The organism is Bradyrhizobium lablabi, from assembly GCF_018131005.1.
Taxonomy (GTDB): domain Bacteria; phylum Pseudomonadota; class Alphaproteobacteria; order Rhizobiales; family Xanthobacteraceae; genus Bradyrhizobium; species Bradyrhizobium lablabi_D.
Map to the genome: position 1 here is coordinate 31,636 of NZ_JAFCJK010000007.1, position 14,679 is coordinate 46,314.

Genomic DNA, 14,679 nt, shown 5'->3' on the forward strand with positions numbered 1-14,679 from the left:
TCCTCGCAATGACGGAGCGGGCGTGTCGTCATGTTGTGTTGCGTGAGTTCATTATGACCTATGCGGCGACAGCCGGGATCCCCCAACAGCCGCTTGCGGCGGCGCCCGGCGTGCTGGCGCTGCAGCGGGCGCTGGTCTGGCTGGCCGGCGCGTCCAGCGCCATCGTGTTCATCGAGCCAAGCCCCTATGAGCTCGTCACGCTGACGGCCTGCGTACTGTTCTTTGCCACGGGCCTGCGGATGCGGCTGGTGTTCATGCCGCTCATCTTCGCACTGATCGTGCTCAATGTCGGCTACAGCATCGGCGCGATTCCGTTCCTCGACAATTCCGTGATCGTCAACTGGATCGCGACTTCCTGGTACATGGCGGCAACGGTCATCTTTTTCGCGATGGTGATCTCCGAGGACACCGACGCCCGCCTCGACATGCTCCGGCGCGGCCTCGTCGTCGGCGCGATGATCGCCTCGATCGCGGCGATCGCCGGCTACTTTCACCTGGTGCCCGGCGGCTACGACCTGCTGACCCTGTACGACCGCGCCCGCGGCACCTTCAAGGATCCGAACGTGCTCGGCGCTTTCCTGATCCTGCCGGCTCTGTTTTCGCTGCAAAGCGTCGTTTCCGATCCCTTGGGCAAGGCGTCGCGCAACGCGGTGGCCTTCGGCATCATGGCGCTCGCCATCCTGCTCGCCTTCTCGCGCGCCGCCTGGGGCGGGCTGATCATCACCTCGGCCTTCATGCTGGCGCTGATGGTGCTCACCAGCCGGTCGCAGGCACAGCGCTCACGCATCATCGTGATGGCGTCGATCGCCGTGATCCTCGCAGTGGCACTGGTCGCCGTGCTGCTGTCATTCGACTCGATCGCACAGATGTTCAAGCAGCGCGCGAGCTTCGACCAGAGCTATGACGAGGGCCGCTTCGGCCGCTTCGGACGGCATATCCTCGGCGCCGCGATGGCGCTCGATTTTCCCTTCGGCATCGGGCCGCTGCAGTTCCACAACTACTTCCCCGAGGACACCCACAACTCCTATCTCAACGCCTTCATGTCGGGAGGCTGGATCTCGGGCGTCTGCTATCCGGCGCTGGTGTTCGTCAGCGTGATCATTGGCTTCCGCTATGTTTTCGTGCGCGTGCCCTGGCAGCGCACCTATCTCGCGATCTTCGCCGCCTTCCTCGGCACCGTCGGGGAGAGCTTCATCATCGATACCGACCACTGGCGGCACTTCTGGATGATGCTGGGCACGATGTGGGGCATGTACGCTGCCGCAGAGCGCTACCGCGCCACGGCTTCGGTGCCCATCAGCGAAGAGGTGGCTTCATCTTGAGGCTTGCCCGCTTCTCGGGCGGCGTATCGATCACGCCCTTCAGCGCCTGGGTCGCTTCCAACACGCCCCGGTAGCCGTCATTGGCGAAGCGCAGCAGCAGCCGCAATTCGTCGTCGGTGTAGCCGCTCCACACCTTCTCCATCGCCTGCTGCATCGGCACGTAAAACTTGCCGATCTCGGCGGCCTTCTCCGGCACGACGGAGATGAAGACCTTGCGCCGGTCGCTGGCGTCCCGCTCACGGCGGACATAGCCGGCCTTCTCGAGCCGGTCGACCACGCCGGTGATGGCGCCTGTGGTGAGACCCGTGACCTCGGCGAGGCGGCCGGCCGTGACTCGCCCCTCCAGATACAGAATATCCATGCATTCGAGGTCGGAATTGGAGATTCCGGCCACGTTCGCGACGGCCTGGCCGAACATCACACCCTGCGCCGACGACCGCCGCATCGCTTCCTCGAGTTCCTGCAGCAATGCGGTGCGCGCTTTTGACCTTGACAACGCGGCTCCTGTACCTTACGAAATTGATATCTTAGTAACTAAGCTAATTAGTCACTGATCTTTCAATAACCCACACGGATGCATGGAGCAAGGCATGACGCGACATCCCCGTAAAGCCCTGATCATCGGCGCCGGCATCGCAGGTCCGGTAGCCGCGATGTTCTTGAAGCGCGCCGGCATCGAGGCCGAAATCTACGAGGCATGGCCCTATTCCACCGGGATCGGCGGCGGCCTGCAGATCGCACCGAACGGTATGCATGTGCTGGCCGAACTCGGCCTCGCCGACGAATTGATCGCCCGCGGCTCGATCGCCGAATCCTTCGACTTCTACTCGCAGGGCGGCAAGAGGCTTGGCTCGCTCAATCGCAACATGCGGGAGCGGTTCGGGCAGCCCGCGGTGAACATGTGCCGCGCGACATTGAACGAGACGCTTGTCGACAAGGCCTGGTCGTCCAATGTCTCGGTTTTCTTCGAGAAGCGGCTGGTCAAGATAGAGGACCGCGGCGACCAGCCGGTCATCGTGTATTTCGCTGACGGCACGACCGCCGAGGGCGATTTCGTGATCGGCGCCGACGGCGTGCATTCGATGGTGCGGCGGCATGTGGTCCCAGACGGGCCGATGCCGTTCGACACCGGGCTGATCGGATTCGGCGGCTTCGTGCCGCGCGCAGTGATCGAGAATCTGGCGATCGGGCAGCGGGTCGAGACGACGTTCGGACAGAGCGGCTTCTTTGGCTACGGCTTCTGCAGCTCCGCCCGTGACGGCGGCGCGATGTGGTGGAGCACACAACCCTCGCACGGCATGACGGCTGCGGCCTATCGCCTCCAGACCCAGGATGCGATCAAGCAGCATCTCCGCGACTTTCATTCCGGCTGGCATGATCCAATCCCGGCAATCATCGAGGCGGCCGAGAACATCGTCGTGACGGATACGCTCGACGTCGCGACGCTGCCGACGTGGTCGCGCAAGCGCACGCTTCTGATCGGCGACGCCGCGCATGCCACGAGCCCGCATGCGGGCCAAGGCGCTTCGCTCGCGCTGGAAGACGCGATGCGCCTCGGCGCGCTGATGCGGGACGGCCAGGAGCTCGGTCTCACCTTCCAGAACTTCGAGCACGAGCGGCGTCCGCGCACCGAGAAGATCGTCGCCATTGCCCGCCGCAACGGCAACAGCAAGCGCCAATTCAGCCCGACCGGCGCCTGGATCCGCGATCACATGCTGAAGCTCCTGCTGCCGCTGTCGTCCAGAGGCATGGATTTCATGTACGCGTACAATCCGCGAGCGACGTGATGAACCCTCCTCTCCTTCTCCTCGGCTCTTGCGGGGTCGAGACGAGCGGAACTCGCTCCTAGAGGGTTGGGGTGAGGGGCTGACGCCGCAAAGATGGTGATTGCTCAGACATCCACTCAGCCGAAATTCAAGCGCTGCTTGAATTTCGACCTCTCCCCGCAAGGGGACCGCAAGCGGGGCGAGGTAAAGGAAGTTACTTCTCCACCGTGAACGTCAGCCCGGCATTGTCAACGAGCCGCTTGATCAGCCTGTGCTGCATCGCCGCGCCCGGCGTCCAGAATCCGGCGGGCAGGTCGGGCGCATCCCGCAGCAGGCAGATCGCGCATTCGGAGATCATCTTCGAGGTCGAACCGTAGCCGGGATCGCGGTCCCCCTTGATGGCGGCGCGGACCTGCCGGCCATCGGGCGCGATCGCGACATAGAGCAGGTCGTAGAGCCCGTTCTCGCGCTCTTCCTTCGATGGCCCCTCACCCGGCTTCGGCGCATTCGGGCCGGTCTTCCCGGCGTTGGCGGCCATCACCAGCTTGGCGTTGGCCTCGCCTTTCTCGCCGGGTCCGGTGAGCACCATTTCGTCGTAGACGAAGTCGCGGCCGTACGGGAAACCCATCAGCATGTTCGAGCGGTGGACGTTACGCGTGTTGATCGTCGCCATCATGAACGGCGCGGACCAGGATTGCAGGTCCTCTTCGTAAGCCGGCTTGCTGCCGCGCGGCTGCTTCGGCCCTTCAAACCCGGGTGTCAGCGCGAACGGATTGTTCAGGATCGCAACGAGACTAAGATCCCTGGCCACCGCTTCGAATTGGGCTCGGGCACTCGCCGCGGTGCCGCCCGAGAGCGTGCCGCGCATGTCGCGCACCCGGCCCTTGACCCGGGAGGCCGGCGCGCCGAACACGCGCCTTGCTTCCTCCTGCACGAAGAACGTGCCGAGCTCGAACGGAATCGAATCGAATCCGCAGGAAAACAAGATGCGCGCGCCGCTCGCCTTCGCTGCCGCCTCGTGCTTGTCGATCATCTGACGCATCCAGACCGGCTCCCCGCAGAGATCGAGATAGTCGGTGCCGTCCTGCGCACAGGCCGCGATCAGCTCGTTGCCGTAGAGCTGGTAAGGACCGACCGTGGTAACCACCGACCTGGTCCGTCCAACCATCGCCTTCACCGACGCAACGTCGCTTGAATCGGCAACGATGAGCGGTGTGTCGGCGGGCGCGCCGATAGCGTCACGTACCGAGGCAAGCTTGTCCTTGCTGCGCCCGGCCATCGCCCATTTGAGCTCGCTGTCTCCCTTATAGCGCGTGGCGAGATATTCGGCGACGAGCTGGCCGGTGAAACCGGTGGCGCCATAGACGACGATGTCGAATTTCGACGAGGCCATAATCAGGTTCCCTGCGAAGCGAATTGGCGCCCTTTTGTCATTGCCAGCGCAGTGAAGCAATGACTGTGGAAACGTCGTTCTTATTTCTTGCCGTACGACACACCCATTCCGGCGCGCACATCGGCCTGGATGCCGTAAGGCGCGATCGGATAGCGCAGGCCGTTCTTTGCGAGCTGCTTCATCCCGGCAATCGCCTTGGCAAGATAGGCCGGCGGCAGCGCCATCAGCATTTCCTCGTCGGGCACGCCCCCATAACGCCGCTCCGCGAAGCACGGCAGCGACAGGCTCGGCTCGCCGGACTTGAGCGCCCGCCCCCACGAATCCGCGCAGGCGGTTTCACCGACCACGCCCCATTCGAATTTCTTGTAGCCGACATACTGAAGGCCGTTGATCAGGATGATCATCTGTCCAGGCGTCGCATAAACGAGGCAGATGTCGGGCGGGTTGAGCCGGCCGCTGGTCAACGGGCTCACCGCCATCGCCTGGTATTGGCCGTAAGGCACGACATCGAGTGCCTCCTGCCGCTTGCGCGCGTCCTCAAGCGTGCCGTGCCAGACGCCGACATAATTTTCGCCGGCAAGCCATTTCTCGTCCTGCGGTCCGAGCCCGATCACGGCGCGGCACTGCGCGCCGACGAGATCGTCGCCTGTGATGCCGACCGTCCAGCCGAGACGCGACGCCATGCTGATGATCTGGTCGGTGGTGTGGATCGCGCTTGGACGGCGGATCTTCGGGATCGCCTCCATGTCCTCAACGCGCGCGAACATCTTGATGCCGGTGACCGTGGTCTTCAGACGCAACAGCGCGTTGAGGTCGGCCACCATTCCGGCGAGGTCGAATTGTTCCGGCGGCATCTGCTGCTGCATGGCGTGAACTCCCTGACGGCGGCGTCGCACCGCCCGTTGTTGCGGTGATGTTAGCCGGATTGATTGGCCGAGGCGATTGCCGGCTAAGGTCTAGCCGGCGGCCCCGGCAGCCAGTCATCGGTCTTGCCGGCCAGATGATAGGCCAGCAGGCCGAGCCACTCCCGCATGCCGAGCTCGGTGCGCGCGAGGCCCTCGTTCGCCATGCTCGTGAAGCGGAGGAGCGGATGGACTGCATTGCCGGTGCGCCAGTCCACCGGATAGGCCTCAACGTCGAAACCCGCCTTTCGGAACAGCCCGACTGCGCGCGGCATGTGAAAGGCCGAGGTGACGAGCAGCCAGCGCTCGCCCGGCTTCGGATTGAGCAGCGCCTTGGAGAACTCGGCATTCTCAACCGTATTGCGCGAGCGGCGCTCAATGATCAATCGCGATCTGGGAATACCCAGGCTCTCGAACAGTTCGCCCGCGTAGTCGGCCTCGCGCGCATCGCTCGAGACGAGGTACGGGCTGCCGCCGGTGAACACGAGACGCGCATCCGGATATCGTCGCGCCAGGGCAGCCGCAGCGATGATGCGGTCGGCGGCGGTCCGCACCACGGCAGAGCCGTGCGCCTCCGAAAGATCGGCGTCGATCGAGCCACCGAGTACGATGATGCCGTCAGGCGCGCCGTGCGAGGCGTCCCATGGCGGGAAACGTGACTCCAGCCCATAGAGCAACGCGCTGCCGAACGGCGTAAATCCGCAGATCGCGAGCAGGACCAGCGACAGCGCCATCAGCCTGCGGCCGAGCCTGGCAAACCGCGTCAGGAGCAAGATAACTCCGAGCAGGCCGATGTAGATCAGGAGATTGATCGGCAACAGCATGATGCCGAGTGTCTTGGAGAGAACAAAAAACAAGGGAAGCCTCAGCGAAGTTCTGCTACGTCATACGCCGCCGTTGCTGCAATCAAAAGACGCGACATGACCCACCATCACCTGACCTGCAGTCCCGAAGCCTGTCATTGGGGCTTTTTTGAAGCCAAGCTGAAGCCTGTCCTGACGATCGCGAGCGGCGACGAGGTCACGATCGACACCGTTAGCGGCGGTCCGGACGTCGTGCCGCCCGACCGCAGCAAATTCCATGTGCCGCCGGAATTGGATGATATTCATGCCAGCAACGAACGCATGGTGCCGGGCCACATCCTCACCGGTCCAGTCGCGGTCGCGGGCGCCGAGCCCGGTGACGTGTTGGAAGTCGATATCCTCGACGTCCAGCTCCGGCAGGACTGGGGCTACAATCTGATCAGGCCGCTATCGGGCACCCTGCCCGACGATTTTCACGAGATGCGCATCCTCAACATCCCGCTCGACCGCGGCCGCATGGTCGGCCGCATGCCCTGGGGCCTCGACCTGCCGCTGAAACCGTTCTTCGGCGTGATGGGGGTGGCGCCGCCGCCGGCCTGGGGCCGCATCTCCTCGCTGATCCCGCGCGCGATGGGCGGCAATCTCGACAACAAGGAGCTCGGGCCCGGCGCCAAGCTTTATTTGCCCGTGTTCGTGCCGGGCGCGCTGTTCTCCTGTGGCGACGGTCACGGCGTGCAGGGCGATGGCGAGGTCTGCGTCACCGCGATCGAGACCGCGCTAACCGGCCGCTTCCGCCTCACGCTGCGCAAGGATCTCAAGCTCGCCTATCCGCGCGCGGAGACCGCAGATCATTACATGACCATGGCCATGGATCCCGATCTTGACCAATGCGTCGTGCGCGCGCTGCGCGATATGATCGCGCTGCTCGGCGAAAAGCGGAATCTGTCGCGCGAGGACGCCTACACGCTCTGCAGCCTTGCCGCCGACCTGCGTGTGACCCAGACGGTGAACGGCTCGAAGGGCATTCACTGCATGATCGCCAAATCGGTCGTACACGGGTAAGGTCCCGCCTCCTGATCTTTGGCTAAGCCATTCATCGCCCTGACGATTTCGGCGATGCCTGCACGCGTCAACCGCTCGTGCGCGGCCCGCTATCGGCTTGCGCTGCCGTCTGGCCTTCGGCTTGACTCATCATCCCAATCCTAAATAGAGTCTAAATAGATACTTTTCAGTGCATGCGTTCAAGGCTAGCGTCCCTCATGGCTACGGAAAAGGCCGAAACCGACCGCGTACCGGTCACGTTGGCGCTCTCGACCATCGGGTATCTTGAGAAACTGGTGAGACAGGGCACCCACGGCACGAGCGTTCCCGGCGTTGCACGGACCCTGATCGAGGAAGGCATTCGGCTCGCCATCAAGGACGGGCTGCTTGCAATCCGCGACAACGGCCGCGCGCCCTGAGGACGTCGGACGGCGCGGCGGTTCAACAGAATGTGGAACCGTCAGATGATCGCGATCCAACCGACCTGGACGCCCGAGCGCGTCGAACAGCTCAAGAGCTATTTTGAAGCCGGCCTCTCGTGCCGTGACATCGCATTCAGCATAGGCGTCAGCCGCAACGCCGTGATCGGCAAGCTGTCGCGGCTCAACCTGACGCGCGGTACGGCCGGCGCCGAGCGCCGTCCCCGGAAGAGGTCCGGCGAGCACCCCAGGAAGCAGACAGCAAAGCAACAGCTCCTGATGCTGCGGTCGGCCTACGGCGACCCACAAGAGGAGGACGCTCCTGTCGTCAGCGCGAACAGTTGCTCACTGCTCGAGCTGAGCGAGCAGCGTTGCCGCTGGCCGATCAGCACGCCCGGCGCTGACGATTTCTGCTTCTGCGGTAACACCCCGCTTGGCGGCCTGCCCTATTGCCTCGGCCACTACCGCCTCGCTTATCAGTTCGGCCCGCGCCAGCGCACTGCGCGCGGGTGATCAACCGATTCGCCAGCCGGTCTCCGCCACGATGCTCTGATAGAATTCGACCGTATAGGCCTGCTCCGGCGTCTTGCGCACGCGCTCATCGAGCCGATGTGCATCGTCACCGACCAGGATGCGCCAGCGGCCGGCTTTCACGCCATCCAGGATGATCTTGGCAGCGGCGGATGCCGTGGTGGGAGCCTCGTCGTGGAAGATGCGCGCGCGGTCGAGGGCGGCCTGCTGGATGTCCTCGTCCGACATCGCAGCGACGTCGACTCCTTGTCCTTGAAGGCGCTGCCGCGCCTGCACGAACTCGTCGGCAGTGAGCCGGTCGGACTCGGTGCCGAGCCGCACCTTGCGCGAATTCGACACGATCGAGGTGCCGATATGGCCGGGCATCACGACCGAGCATTTGACATGCGGCGCATTAAGGCGGAGGTCGTTGATCAGCGCTTCCGTAAATCCCTTCACCGCGAATTTCGCCGCACTGTAGGCGGTGTGCGACACACCCATGCCGACAGAGGCCCAGAAGCCGTTGACGCTCGAAGTGTTGACGATATGCGCCTCGTCGGCCTTGACGAGCAGCGGCAGGAAGGTGCGGACGCCGAGATAGACGCCACCCCAGCAAATATTGAAGGTGCGCTCCCATTGCTCGCGCGTGTTGGTGAACAGGCTGCCGCCACCGCCGATGCCGGCATTGTTGAACAGGAGATGTATCTTGTCGGTGTGCTGCTGCTCGATCAGCTCGTCGCGAAAGCGTTTGAAGTGATCCTCGATCGAGACGTCAGCGACATGGGTCGTGATCCGGAGCCCCTGCGGCAGCTTTTCGACCTCGCAGAGCCTCTTGGTCTCCGCCATAGCCTCGGCCGAGACATCGCACATCGCGACATTGCAGCCCTCGGCGACGAGTTGACGCGCCAGCTCACGGCCCATCCCCGTGCCACCTCCGGTGATCACGGCGATCTTTCCAGCAAAATCCTTCATCTGAAATCCGTCTCTTCCCTGGTTCTTCTTCGTTCGGGCTGGCGCGCGGAACGCAGTCCAACCGGTTGCACTCTACATCACGGAATCATCGGACATCAACGACGGCACCGACGCGCCAATCTCACGCGCATGTGAGCGTTACAGCAAATCGAGGCAGCAAGACGATGTAACGAAATCATTCGATATCTCGAACCAGTGAATATCGAACAGTTGGGGGAAACAACCATGAAGCTCCTGAACAAGATGGTTGCAGCGATGCTGATGGCAATCGCGGCGGGCATTTCCGCCGGGAGCGCCAGGACGGCGTTGCAGAAGGGGCGCAACGCGGTGCTGATCCACGCCTGTGCGGACGGATCGCACTAGTCGCTCCGCCGCCTCGAATCGAACCTACTCGGCCGCCTCGACGCGTTTGCTGCCCGGCACACGGAGCCCGTCGAGGGCCTTCGCAATGGCCGCCTGCTGCGCCGGGGAGGCTTCGGGCATCGGAGCACGCGAGAAGCTTCTCGGCAGGCCCTGCAGCGTCTGCGCGTGGCGCGCGCAGGCCGGAAGGTTGTCGGAAACGATCGCGTTCCACAGCGTCAACAGCTTCTTGTGCAGCTCAAGCGCCCGCGGATGATCGCCCGCCTTGACCGCATCCCACAACGCTACCGATGCATGCGGCGCCGCGCTCAGGATCGCGGCGATCGACCCATGCGCGCCGAGCGTATAGGATGGATACATCAGCGCATCGACTGCACTGTAGATCAGTTTGTCAGGCGCCATCATCATGAGATCGGCAAACAGCTTGAGGTCGCCCGCGCTCTGCTTGACGCCGACCACCAGCGGCACCTCGGCCATGATCCGCGTCAGCAGCGCCGGCGAGAGATACGACCAAGGCACGACGTTGTAGATGATGATCGGCATGCCGGTCTCATCGGCCATGCGGCGGAAGTGACTGACCATCGCCTCGTCATCGGGCTTGAACAGATAGTGCACCGGGGTCACCTGCAGCGCCGCGACATCCATGTCGCGCACCAGCCCGCCACGGCGGATCGCGTCGCGCGTGGAATCGACGATGATGCCGGCGATCACGGGCACCCTGCTCCGCGCGGCCTCGACCGTTGCCGCAATCAGGTCGCGGTATTCCTCATGACCGAGGGTATGGCCCTCACCGGTCGAGCCGCCTGCCGCCAGGCCGTGGCTGCCGGCTTCGATCAGCCAGTCGACCTGCGGCGCCACCAGCGTGAGATCGAGCTCGCCGTCCTTCCGGAACGGCGTGGTCATCGGCGGTATCACGCCGGTCGGACGTATCTTCATCGGCTTGCCCTCGCTGTTTCGATTCCCACCGATCCGATCCCGCTCTTGCGCCGGTTCTCGCGACGGTTGGATCGAGCCTAGCCGATGTCGCGACGGCGTCCAGTTGCCGCGTCGCGGGACTGGCCGGCGAGCCGGTTATGGGTGGCGGCGAGGCGCCGTAGAATCAGCCGAAACAGGCCGCGCCAGGAGAAATCGAGGATGACCTCGTGATGCCGCAGCCCCTTGCCGCCCTTGACCGGGCCGAGATCCCGGATCAGGCAATAATGGCCGCTGCTCATCCGAGCCAGCCGGCTGTTCTTGAAGCGCCCCATGACGAGCGAGAATGCATCGCAGATCGATTCCGTCAAACCTTGGCTGCGCCCAATCGAATCTGCGCTTCCGACAACCTCATCGAAAGGTCGCCGTCACGGCCTGTGCACCGGCCATGTACGGCCAGCCTGTGAGCATGCGGCCGAGGAGATGGTCACCAGCCAATTCGCCGAAGGAGCCCGCCACCGGGCGGACGTGCCTTGCGCGAGAGCGGGATCGCGGCTAATTGAACGGCATCGGAGCGTGGCGCAGCCCGGTTAGCGCACTAGTCTGGGAGACTAGGGGTCGGAGGTTCAAATCCTCTCGCTCCGACCAATAAAATCAAACACTTAGCAGTAACGCTGAAAGCTGGCTATAAATTTTGTAGCCACTGTGTAGCCAGCCCCTTTTCCCGACCTAAAGAAACAGCCCGCCCCATCGCTGAGGCGGGCAAATCACCAGCGCGCTGGTGCTTTCAGGCCAGAACTCCGCACAGTACCTCACCTGATTCCCCAGTCTTCGACACCGCCCGCATCTTCCGGACCGGCCCGACGCCCTGCTCTAGGTCCGCGGCGCCCCAAACGTGGTTGGCCTGCCAGTCCGCGGACGTTTGGTTCGTAGTCGAAGTCCAGCCCAGGCTAGGCTCGTCATCGACATCAGGTTCACGCTCGTCCTCTTCCTCGCGGTCGTCGCCGTGATTGGCGTTCGCCGCGAAGACGATGGCAGCTTGATAATGCTGCTCTGGGGACCGGCGTCCCGTTTGCCAGTGGGAAGGTTCTGCGTCCAAGGGCATTCAGCATGTCAGCCAAGAGGTCGATCTGCGCCTCTACTTGCTGACGGCTGTGGTAGATTTGGCCTAGCCATTATCGCTTTGAGGGTTACGGCCGGGTGTTGCAGACGCCACCCGGCCTGCGATAAATGTGATGACGAATTTAGGTAACTACATTTATGGGCAGGCCACCGGCTAGGATTCAGGGTCGCCCCTTTCAGATGCGCGTCACTTACGATTTTCTGAAGCCGTCGACGACTGGGCCAAAAAGCAGCCCGACGAGCCGTCACGGTTTGTTAGCGCTTCGCCGGCTGGTTGAGATGCGATTGAAGACGAAGGGGAAATAGCCGGCCGGCTGAGACGTCCCGAGGACCGCGGCAAGGGAGCGATGCGCTTTCGCGCGCGCTGTGGTTGCGTTACCCTCAGCCCATGCGTGATTCACGTTGGCCGGGTGTTGCGACGGCGGTCGCAGTTTTATGGATTTTGTCGACGGTGGGTTGGCTGGGGATCGCGGGGCCGATTTGGCACGCGAGCAAGCATGCCAGCCCGGACGCGTGGATAGGATTCGCTGGTAACGCACTGGGTGCGATCGTTGCGCTGCTTGCAGCTATAGTTGCCGGTTATGCCGCATATCGGACCGTGCTGCCGATGCAGAGGCAGCTTTCAGAACTCGTGCGGCAGAACAATTTTGCGCACTACGATCGGCTGCAGCGCCGGGCAGCCGATCTAGTCGATATTAAGATCTTGATTGAGAACATCACGGCCCATCTGGAGGTCATGGATCGGTCGCTCTCATTGTCCGGGCTCGGGGCGTACGAAAAAAGAGGCGTGGCATTCGAACGCCTCGAAGCAAGTGTCGGAGCACTTAACATGACCCGACGCTCTGTCTGGGGAGACGAAAATGCTCAGAGTTTAACGACTTATTTCGTCGACAACTCGATCCGCGCGATGACTGCAGCAAGATCCGCGCTTGCTGGCTCTGCCCGGCCGTTCTCGGCCGACGAATGGGCTGCCATTAAGAAAGTCGCCGTTGAAGGCGGCGTTGCCTTGTATTCGAGAGTAAAGTTGGAGAGTGATATCTTGTCGTCTGAGATTGCCGCGCTCGAACCGTTGGTCCTTAGTCGACAACCTTTTCCCCAGCTCTGGAAGGGAGACTATCCTGGACCTGAAAAGCTTGCAGAGATGTATTCAGGCAACCGGAAATGAGGATCAGGGCGTGACCTATAATTACGCGGAGCCTTTCCCCACCCACGACACTCTGTAGCTCTCGCGCGTTCCGATCCCCAAGGAATTGATGATTTGCAAGGCCGCGGCGACATCGCTTGGATACGCCAATGCGTCGCCGCCGATACACGAAATGGTCAGGCCATTACCCGCCCGGCAGTCCCTCCGACTGGGTCGCTGACGGCCACGTCACCTGCAACATCCAATGCCACGGCGGCTGCGGACGCAGGGTTGATTTCCGCTTGAAAGCCCTCCCCCAGGACCGGCCCTGGTCGCGCGTCGGTTGGTGTCTCGTCTGCACAGTCTGCGGGACAGCCGGCGCGGTGAACATCGTCCCCAACTGGCATGACCGGATTGGGTATGCGGCACCTTTTTCCAAGGGATGGAGATAGCGATTTCCTATCGATGAAATTCGCCGTTGGGGCTAGTTCAGAATTGCAATTGCCGCGGGCGTTGTCGGCTGTACCATTTCGATAGTCGTGCGGATTGGCCGACGCACATCGCCCCGACCGTACATCGCGCGGGATCGCCGCTCCGCCCCAAACGGAGCGACGGTCCCGCCCAGTCCGTCAATTTTTGCACTTTTCGGGGTTCCGTAGCCCTGCTAGCCTAGTTCCATTGCCGGAAGTGGAAATGGAAATGGAATTGTTGATTCAACCTTTTCGGGGTGGGGTCGTGGCAAGAAAATTTCAGGAGCTGCCTTTTATCGCATCGGCAGTCTGCGCGATGGTTCTCATCGCAACCAGCCCAGCGCACGCCGTAGTGTACGATGTCTCTGGCACCAATCTCGCGGGCGATACGATAACTGGAACGATCGTTGGCGATGCAACGTTGTCCACGATCACGTCAATCAACCTTGTCGATTCTGCACTCTCGAGCCCGGTGACTAGCTTCTATTTTTATGACGGTTCAAGGCTGTTGGCCTTCGCAGCTGATGCTGCTCTCAACAACACTGTCGACGTAAGATTTACCTCAGATCCTGCAACTCTCCTTCAAAATTTTCAGCTTGCATATTCTACCGATGTGGCAACGGCTATTTCCAACTTTGATCCCGCGATCTGCGGTACTGATGAAGGTTGTGTGGCCTCGATTCTCCAAGCGCGAGCCGACGCAATCGCTTCGGCACAAATTGACTTTTATTTTCCCTTTGCCGCAACGGCGACTCCGCACGTCGCCGCCGTTCCTGAACCCTCCACCTGGGCGATGTTGATCCTGGGTTTCTGCGGCCTCGGCTTCGCGACCTACCGCCGCCGCAACGGGCTCAGCGTGACCTGATATTTGGCACAGCGCGCGATCGGTTGGCACCGGGAATTTGACGATCCGATCGTGCTGCCCGGCCGCGCGCTGTTGCGAGTTGGCGCCTCTTCGAGAACCCCACTTACGTGCGGCTCTTCAATTCCGGCATCGACATTATTAGAGCGCTGACAGTCGCAGCGCATCCCTGTCCCACACATGCTTGCGCCGTCGGTCCAACGCGAGATGAGGTGGTTCTCGCAGACCCACCCGAGGCTATGGGCAAATCGAACAATGCGGATCGATCACGGCGTATCAGGCGTCCGTAGCGGCGAAGATTTGTCCTGGTTCAACAGCTCTTGCCTCGCCAATTCCCAAAAATCATCGTCACGATCTTTGGGCATGCCGTGACGCTCCCAGATCTGATAGGCGCGCACATTGATGTCTTCTTCCGTTGGCTCGGGCACGCTCTACTCCATTAGCGCCTGCGGTCGCGGCGACAACAGCCATTCGCTCATGTGTGCGCCGGTCTCAGCCTGGTTGGCCCGTTGCAACAGAGCCTCTTTCTCAACACCGGGTGGCATCGCCTTCGCCCGATCGCGAAACTCTTGGGCTCGTTGAGCTAACCGCTGCTCGAGAGTTTCGATTTGGATTACTCGCCGTCGAATCTGACCCATGCCCGCTTCCTCTTTCCTCCCTGCCAAACATTAACGAGGCAGAAGGTTCCCAAACATTAACGAG

Annotated in this window: 15 protein-coding genes, 1 tRNA gene and 1 pseudogene; 9 read left to right on the plus strand and 8 right to left on the minus strand. The window is 62.3% G+C overall.

Annotation, left to right across the window (positions count from 1 at the left end; all coding sequences use genetic code 11):
- The first annotated feature begins 53 nt into the window (after positions 1–53).
- Positions 54–1,322, plus strand: a complete 1,269-nt coding sequence (locus JQ553_RS21490) for an O-antigen ligase (protein WP_212502025.1) — start codon at positions 54–56, stop codon at positions 1,320–1,322.
- Here JQ553_RS21490 and JQ553_RS21495 read toward each other — a convergent pair.
- Positions 1,297–1,767 carry a MarR family transcriptional regulator gene (locus JQ553_RS21495; protein WP_212502399.1) on the minus strand — a complete coding sequence of 157 codons (471 nt, stop codon included), beginning with the start codon at positions 1,765–1,767 and terminating at the stop codon, positions 1,297–1,299. The genes JQ553_RS21490 and JQ553_RS21495 overlap by 26 nt on opposite strands.
- A 145-nt stretch (positions 1,768–1,912) precedes the next feature.
- On the opposite strand from JQ553_RS21495, the gene JQ553_RS21500 reads away from it, so the two are divergent.
- Positions 1,913–3,109, plus strand: a complete 1,197-nt coding sequence (locus tag JQ553_RS21500) for an NAD(P)/FAD-dependent oxidoreductase (RefSeq protein ID WP_212502026.1) — start codon at positions 1,913–1,915, stop codon at positions 3,107–3,109.
- 193 nt (positions 3,110–3,302) lie between these two features.
- Here JQ553_RS21500 and JQ553_RS21505 read toward each other — a convergent pair whose 3' ends face one another.
- The 3 genes from JQ553_RS21505 to JQ553_RS21515 all read right to left on the minus strand — a co-directional run bounded on the left by JQ553_RS21505 (position 3,303) and on the right by JQ553_RS21515 (position 6,240).
- Positions 3,303–4,481 (minus strand): trans-acting enoyl reductase family protein, encoded by a 1,179-nt coding sequence (locus tag JQ553_RS21505; protein WP_212502027.1) that lies wholly within the window; start codon positions 4,479–4,481, stop codon positions 3,303–3,305.
- An 80-nt stretch (positions 4,482–4,561) separates the two neighbouring features.
- Positions 4,562–5,347 (minus strand): DUF169 domain-containing protein, encoded by a 786-nt coding sequence (locus JQ553_RS21510; protein ID WP_212502028.1) that lies wholly within the window; start codon positions 5,345–5,347, stop codon positions 4,562–4,564.
- A gap of 83 nt (positions 5,348–5,430) precedes the next feature.
- On the minus strand, positions 5,431–6,240 hold the full coding sequence (locus JQ553_RS21515; protein WP_212502029.1) for a YdcF family protein: 810 nt from the start codon (positions 6,238–6,240) through the stop codon (positions 5,431–5,433).
- Between the two features lie 63 nt (positions 6,241–6,303).
- Here JQ553_RS21515 and JQ553_RS21520 point away from each other — a divergent pair, with 63 nt between their 5' ends.
- From JQ553_RS21520 to JQ553_RS21530, 3 genes are all read left to right on the plus strand, one after another.
- Complete coding sequence (locus JQ553_RS21520; protein ID WP_212502030.1) at positions 6,304–7,248, plus strand: acetamidase/formamidase family protein; 945 nt, start codon at positions 6,304–6,306, stop codon at positions 7,246–7,248.
- A 197-nt stretch (positions 7,249–7,445) separates the two neighbouring features.
- Positions 7,446–7,646 (plus strand): hypothetical protein, encoded by a 201-nt coding sequence (locus JQ553_RS21525; RefSeq protein ID WP_066514059.1) that lies wholly within the window; start codon positions 7,446–7,448, stop codon positions 7,644–7,646.
- 45 nt (positions 7,647–7,691) lie between these two features.
- Positions 7,692–8,159 (plus strand): GcrA family cell cycle regulator, encoded by a 468-nt coding sequence (locus JQ553_RS21530; RefSeq protein ID WP_212502031.1) that lies wholly within the window; start codon positions 7,692–7,694, stop codon positions 8,157–8,159.
- Here the strand turns inward: JQ553_RS21530 and JQ553_RS21535 are convergent, their stop codons facing one another.
- A complete protein-coding gene (locus tag JQ553_RS21535; RefSeq protein WP_212502032.1) occupies positions 8,160–9,128 on the minus strand; it encodes an SDR family NAD(P)-dependent oxidoreductase in 969 nt (322 codons plus the stop codon). It lies immediately after the preceding gene.
- Between the two features lie 225 nt (positions 9,129–9,353).
- On the opposite strand from JQ553_RS21535, the gene JQ553_RS21540 reads away from it, so the two are divergent.
- Positions 9,354–9,491: a hypothetical protein gene (locus JQ553_RS21540; RefSeq protein ID WP_212502033.1), complete on the plus strand. Its 138-nt coding sequence runs from the start codon at positions 9,354–9,356 to the stop codon at positions 9,489–9,491.
- Positions 9,492–9,515: 24 nt separating this feature from the next.
- Here the strand turns inward: JQ553_RS21540 and JQ553_RS21545 are convergent, their stop codons facing one another.
- Positions 9,516–10,424, minus strand: a complete 909-nt coding sequence (locus JQ553_RS21545) for a dihydrodipicolinate synthase family protein (RefSeq protein ID WP_212502034.1) — start codon at positions 10,422–10,424, stop codon at positions 9,516–9,518.
- A 77-nt stretch (positions 10,425–10,501) separates the two neighbouring features.
- Positions 10,502–10,771, minus strand: coding sequence for a hypothetical protein (locus JQ553_RS21550; protein WP_249144503.1), 270 nt, complete (start codon positions 10,769–10,771; stop codon positions 10,502–10,504).
- Positions 10,772–10,970: 199 nt separating this feature from the next.
- Here JQ553_RS21550 and JQ553_RS21555 point away from each other — a divergent pair.
- From JQ553_RS21555 to JQ553_RS35305, 3 genes and pseudogenes are all read left to right on the plus strand, one after another.
- Positions 10,971–11,048, plus strand: a tRNA-Pro gene (locus JQ553_RS21555).
- An 862-nt stretch (positions 11,049–11,910) separates the two neighbouring features.
- Positions 11,911–12,687, plus strand: coding sequence for a hypothetical protein (locus tag JQ553_RS21560; RefSeq protein ID WP_212502035.1), 777 nt, complete (start codon positions 11,911–11,913; stop codon positions 12,685–12,687).
- A gap of 1,182 nt (positions 12,688–13,869) precedes the next feature.
- Positions 13,870–13,980 (plus strand): annotated as a pseudogene (locus JQ553_RS35305) (PEPxxWA-CTERM sorting domain-containing protein); the annotation flags it as partial.
- 263 nt (positions 13,981–14,243) lie between these two features.
- Here the strand turns inward: JQ553_RS35305 and JQ553_RS21570 are convergent.
- Positions 14,244–14,405 (minus strand): DUF2934 domain-containing protein, encoded by a 162-nt coding sequence (locus tag JQ553_RS21570; RefSeq protein ID WP_212502037.1) that lies wholly within the window; start codon positions 14,403–14,405, stop codon positions 14,244–14,246.
- Positions 14,406–14,679 lie beyond the last annotated feature (274 nt).

Coding starts and splice junctions, on each gene's coding strand:
- JQ553_RS21490 (WP_212502025.1), top strand. CDS start 54: ATGACCTATGCGGCGACAGCCGGGATCCCCCAACAGCCGCTTGCGGCG.
- JQ553_RS21495 (WP_212502399.1), bottom strand. CDS start 1,767: ATGCGGCGGTCGTCGGCGCAGGGTGTGATGTTCGGCCAGGCCGTCGCG.
- JQ553_RS21500 (WP_212502026.1), top strand. CDS start 1,913: ATGACGCGACATCCCCGTAAAGCCCTGATCATCGGCGCCGGCATCGCA.
- JQ553_RS21505 (WP_212502027.1), bottom strand. CDS start 4,481: ATGGCCTCGTCGAAATTCGACATCGTCGTCTATGGCGCCACCGGTTTC.
- JQ553_RS21510 (WP_212502028.1), bottom strand. CDS start 5,347: ATGCAGCAGCAGATGCCGCCGGAACAATTCGACCTCGCCGGAATGGTG.
- JQ553_RS21520 (WP_212502030.1), top strand. CDS start 6,304: ATGACCCACCATCACCTGACCTGCAGTCCCGAAGCCTGTCATTGGGGC.
- JQ553_RS21525 (WP_066514059.1), top strand. CDS start 7,446: ATGGCTACGGAAAAGGCCGAAACCGACCGCGTACCGGTCACGTTGGCG.
- JQ553_RS21530 (WP_212502031.1), top strand. CDS start 7,692: ATGATCGCGATCCAACCGACCTGGACGCCCGAGCGCGTCGAACAGCTC.
- JQ553_RS21535 (WP_212502032.1), bottom strand. CDS start 9,128: ATGAAGGATTTTGCTGGAAAGATCGCCGTGATCACCGGAGGTGGCACG.
- JQ553_RS21540 (WP_212502033.1), top strand. CDS start 9,354: ATGAAGCTCCTGAACAAGATGGTTGCAGCGATGCTGATGGCAATCGCG.
- JQ553_RS21545 (WP_212502034.1), bottom strand. CDS start 10,424: ATGAAGATACGTCCGACCGGCGTGATACCGCCGATGACCACGCCGTTC.
- JQ553_RS21560 (WP_212502035.1), top strand. CDS start 11,911: ATGCGTGATTCACGTTGGCCGGGTGTTGCGACGGCGGTCGCAGTTTTA.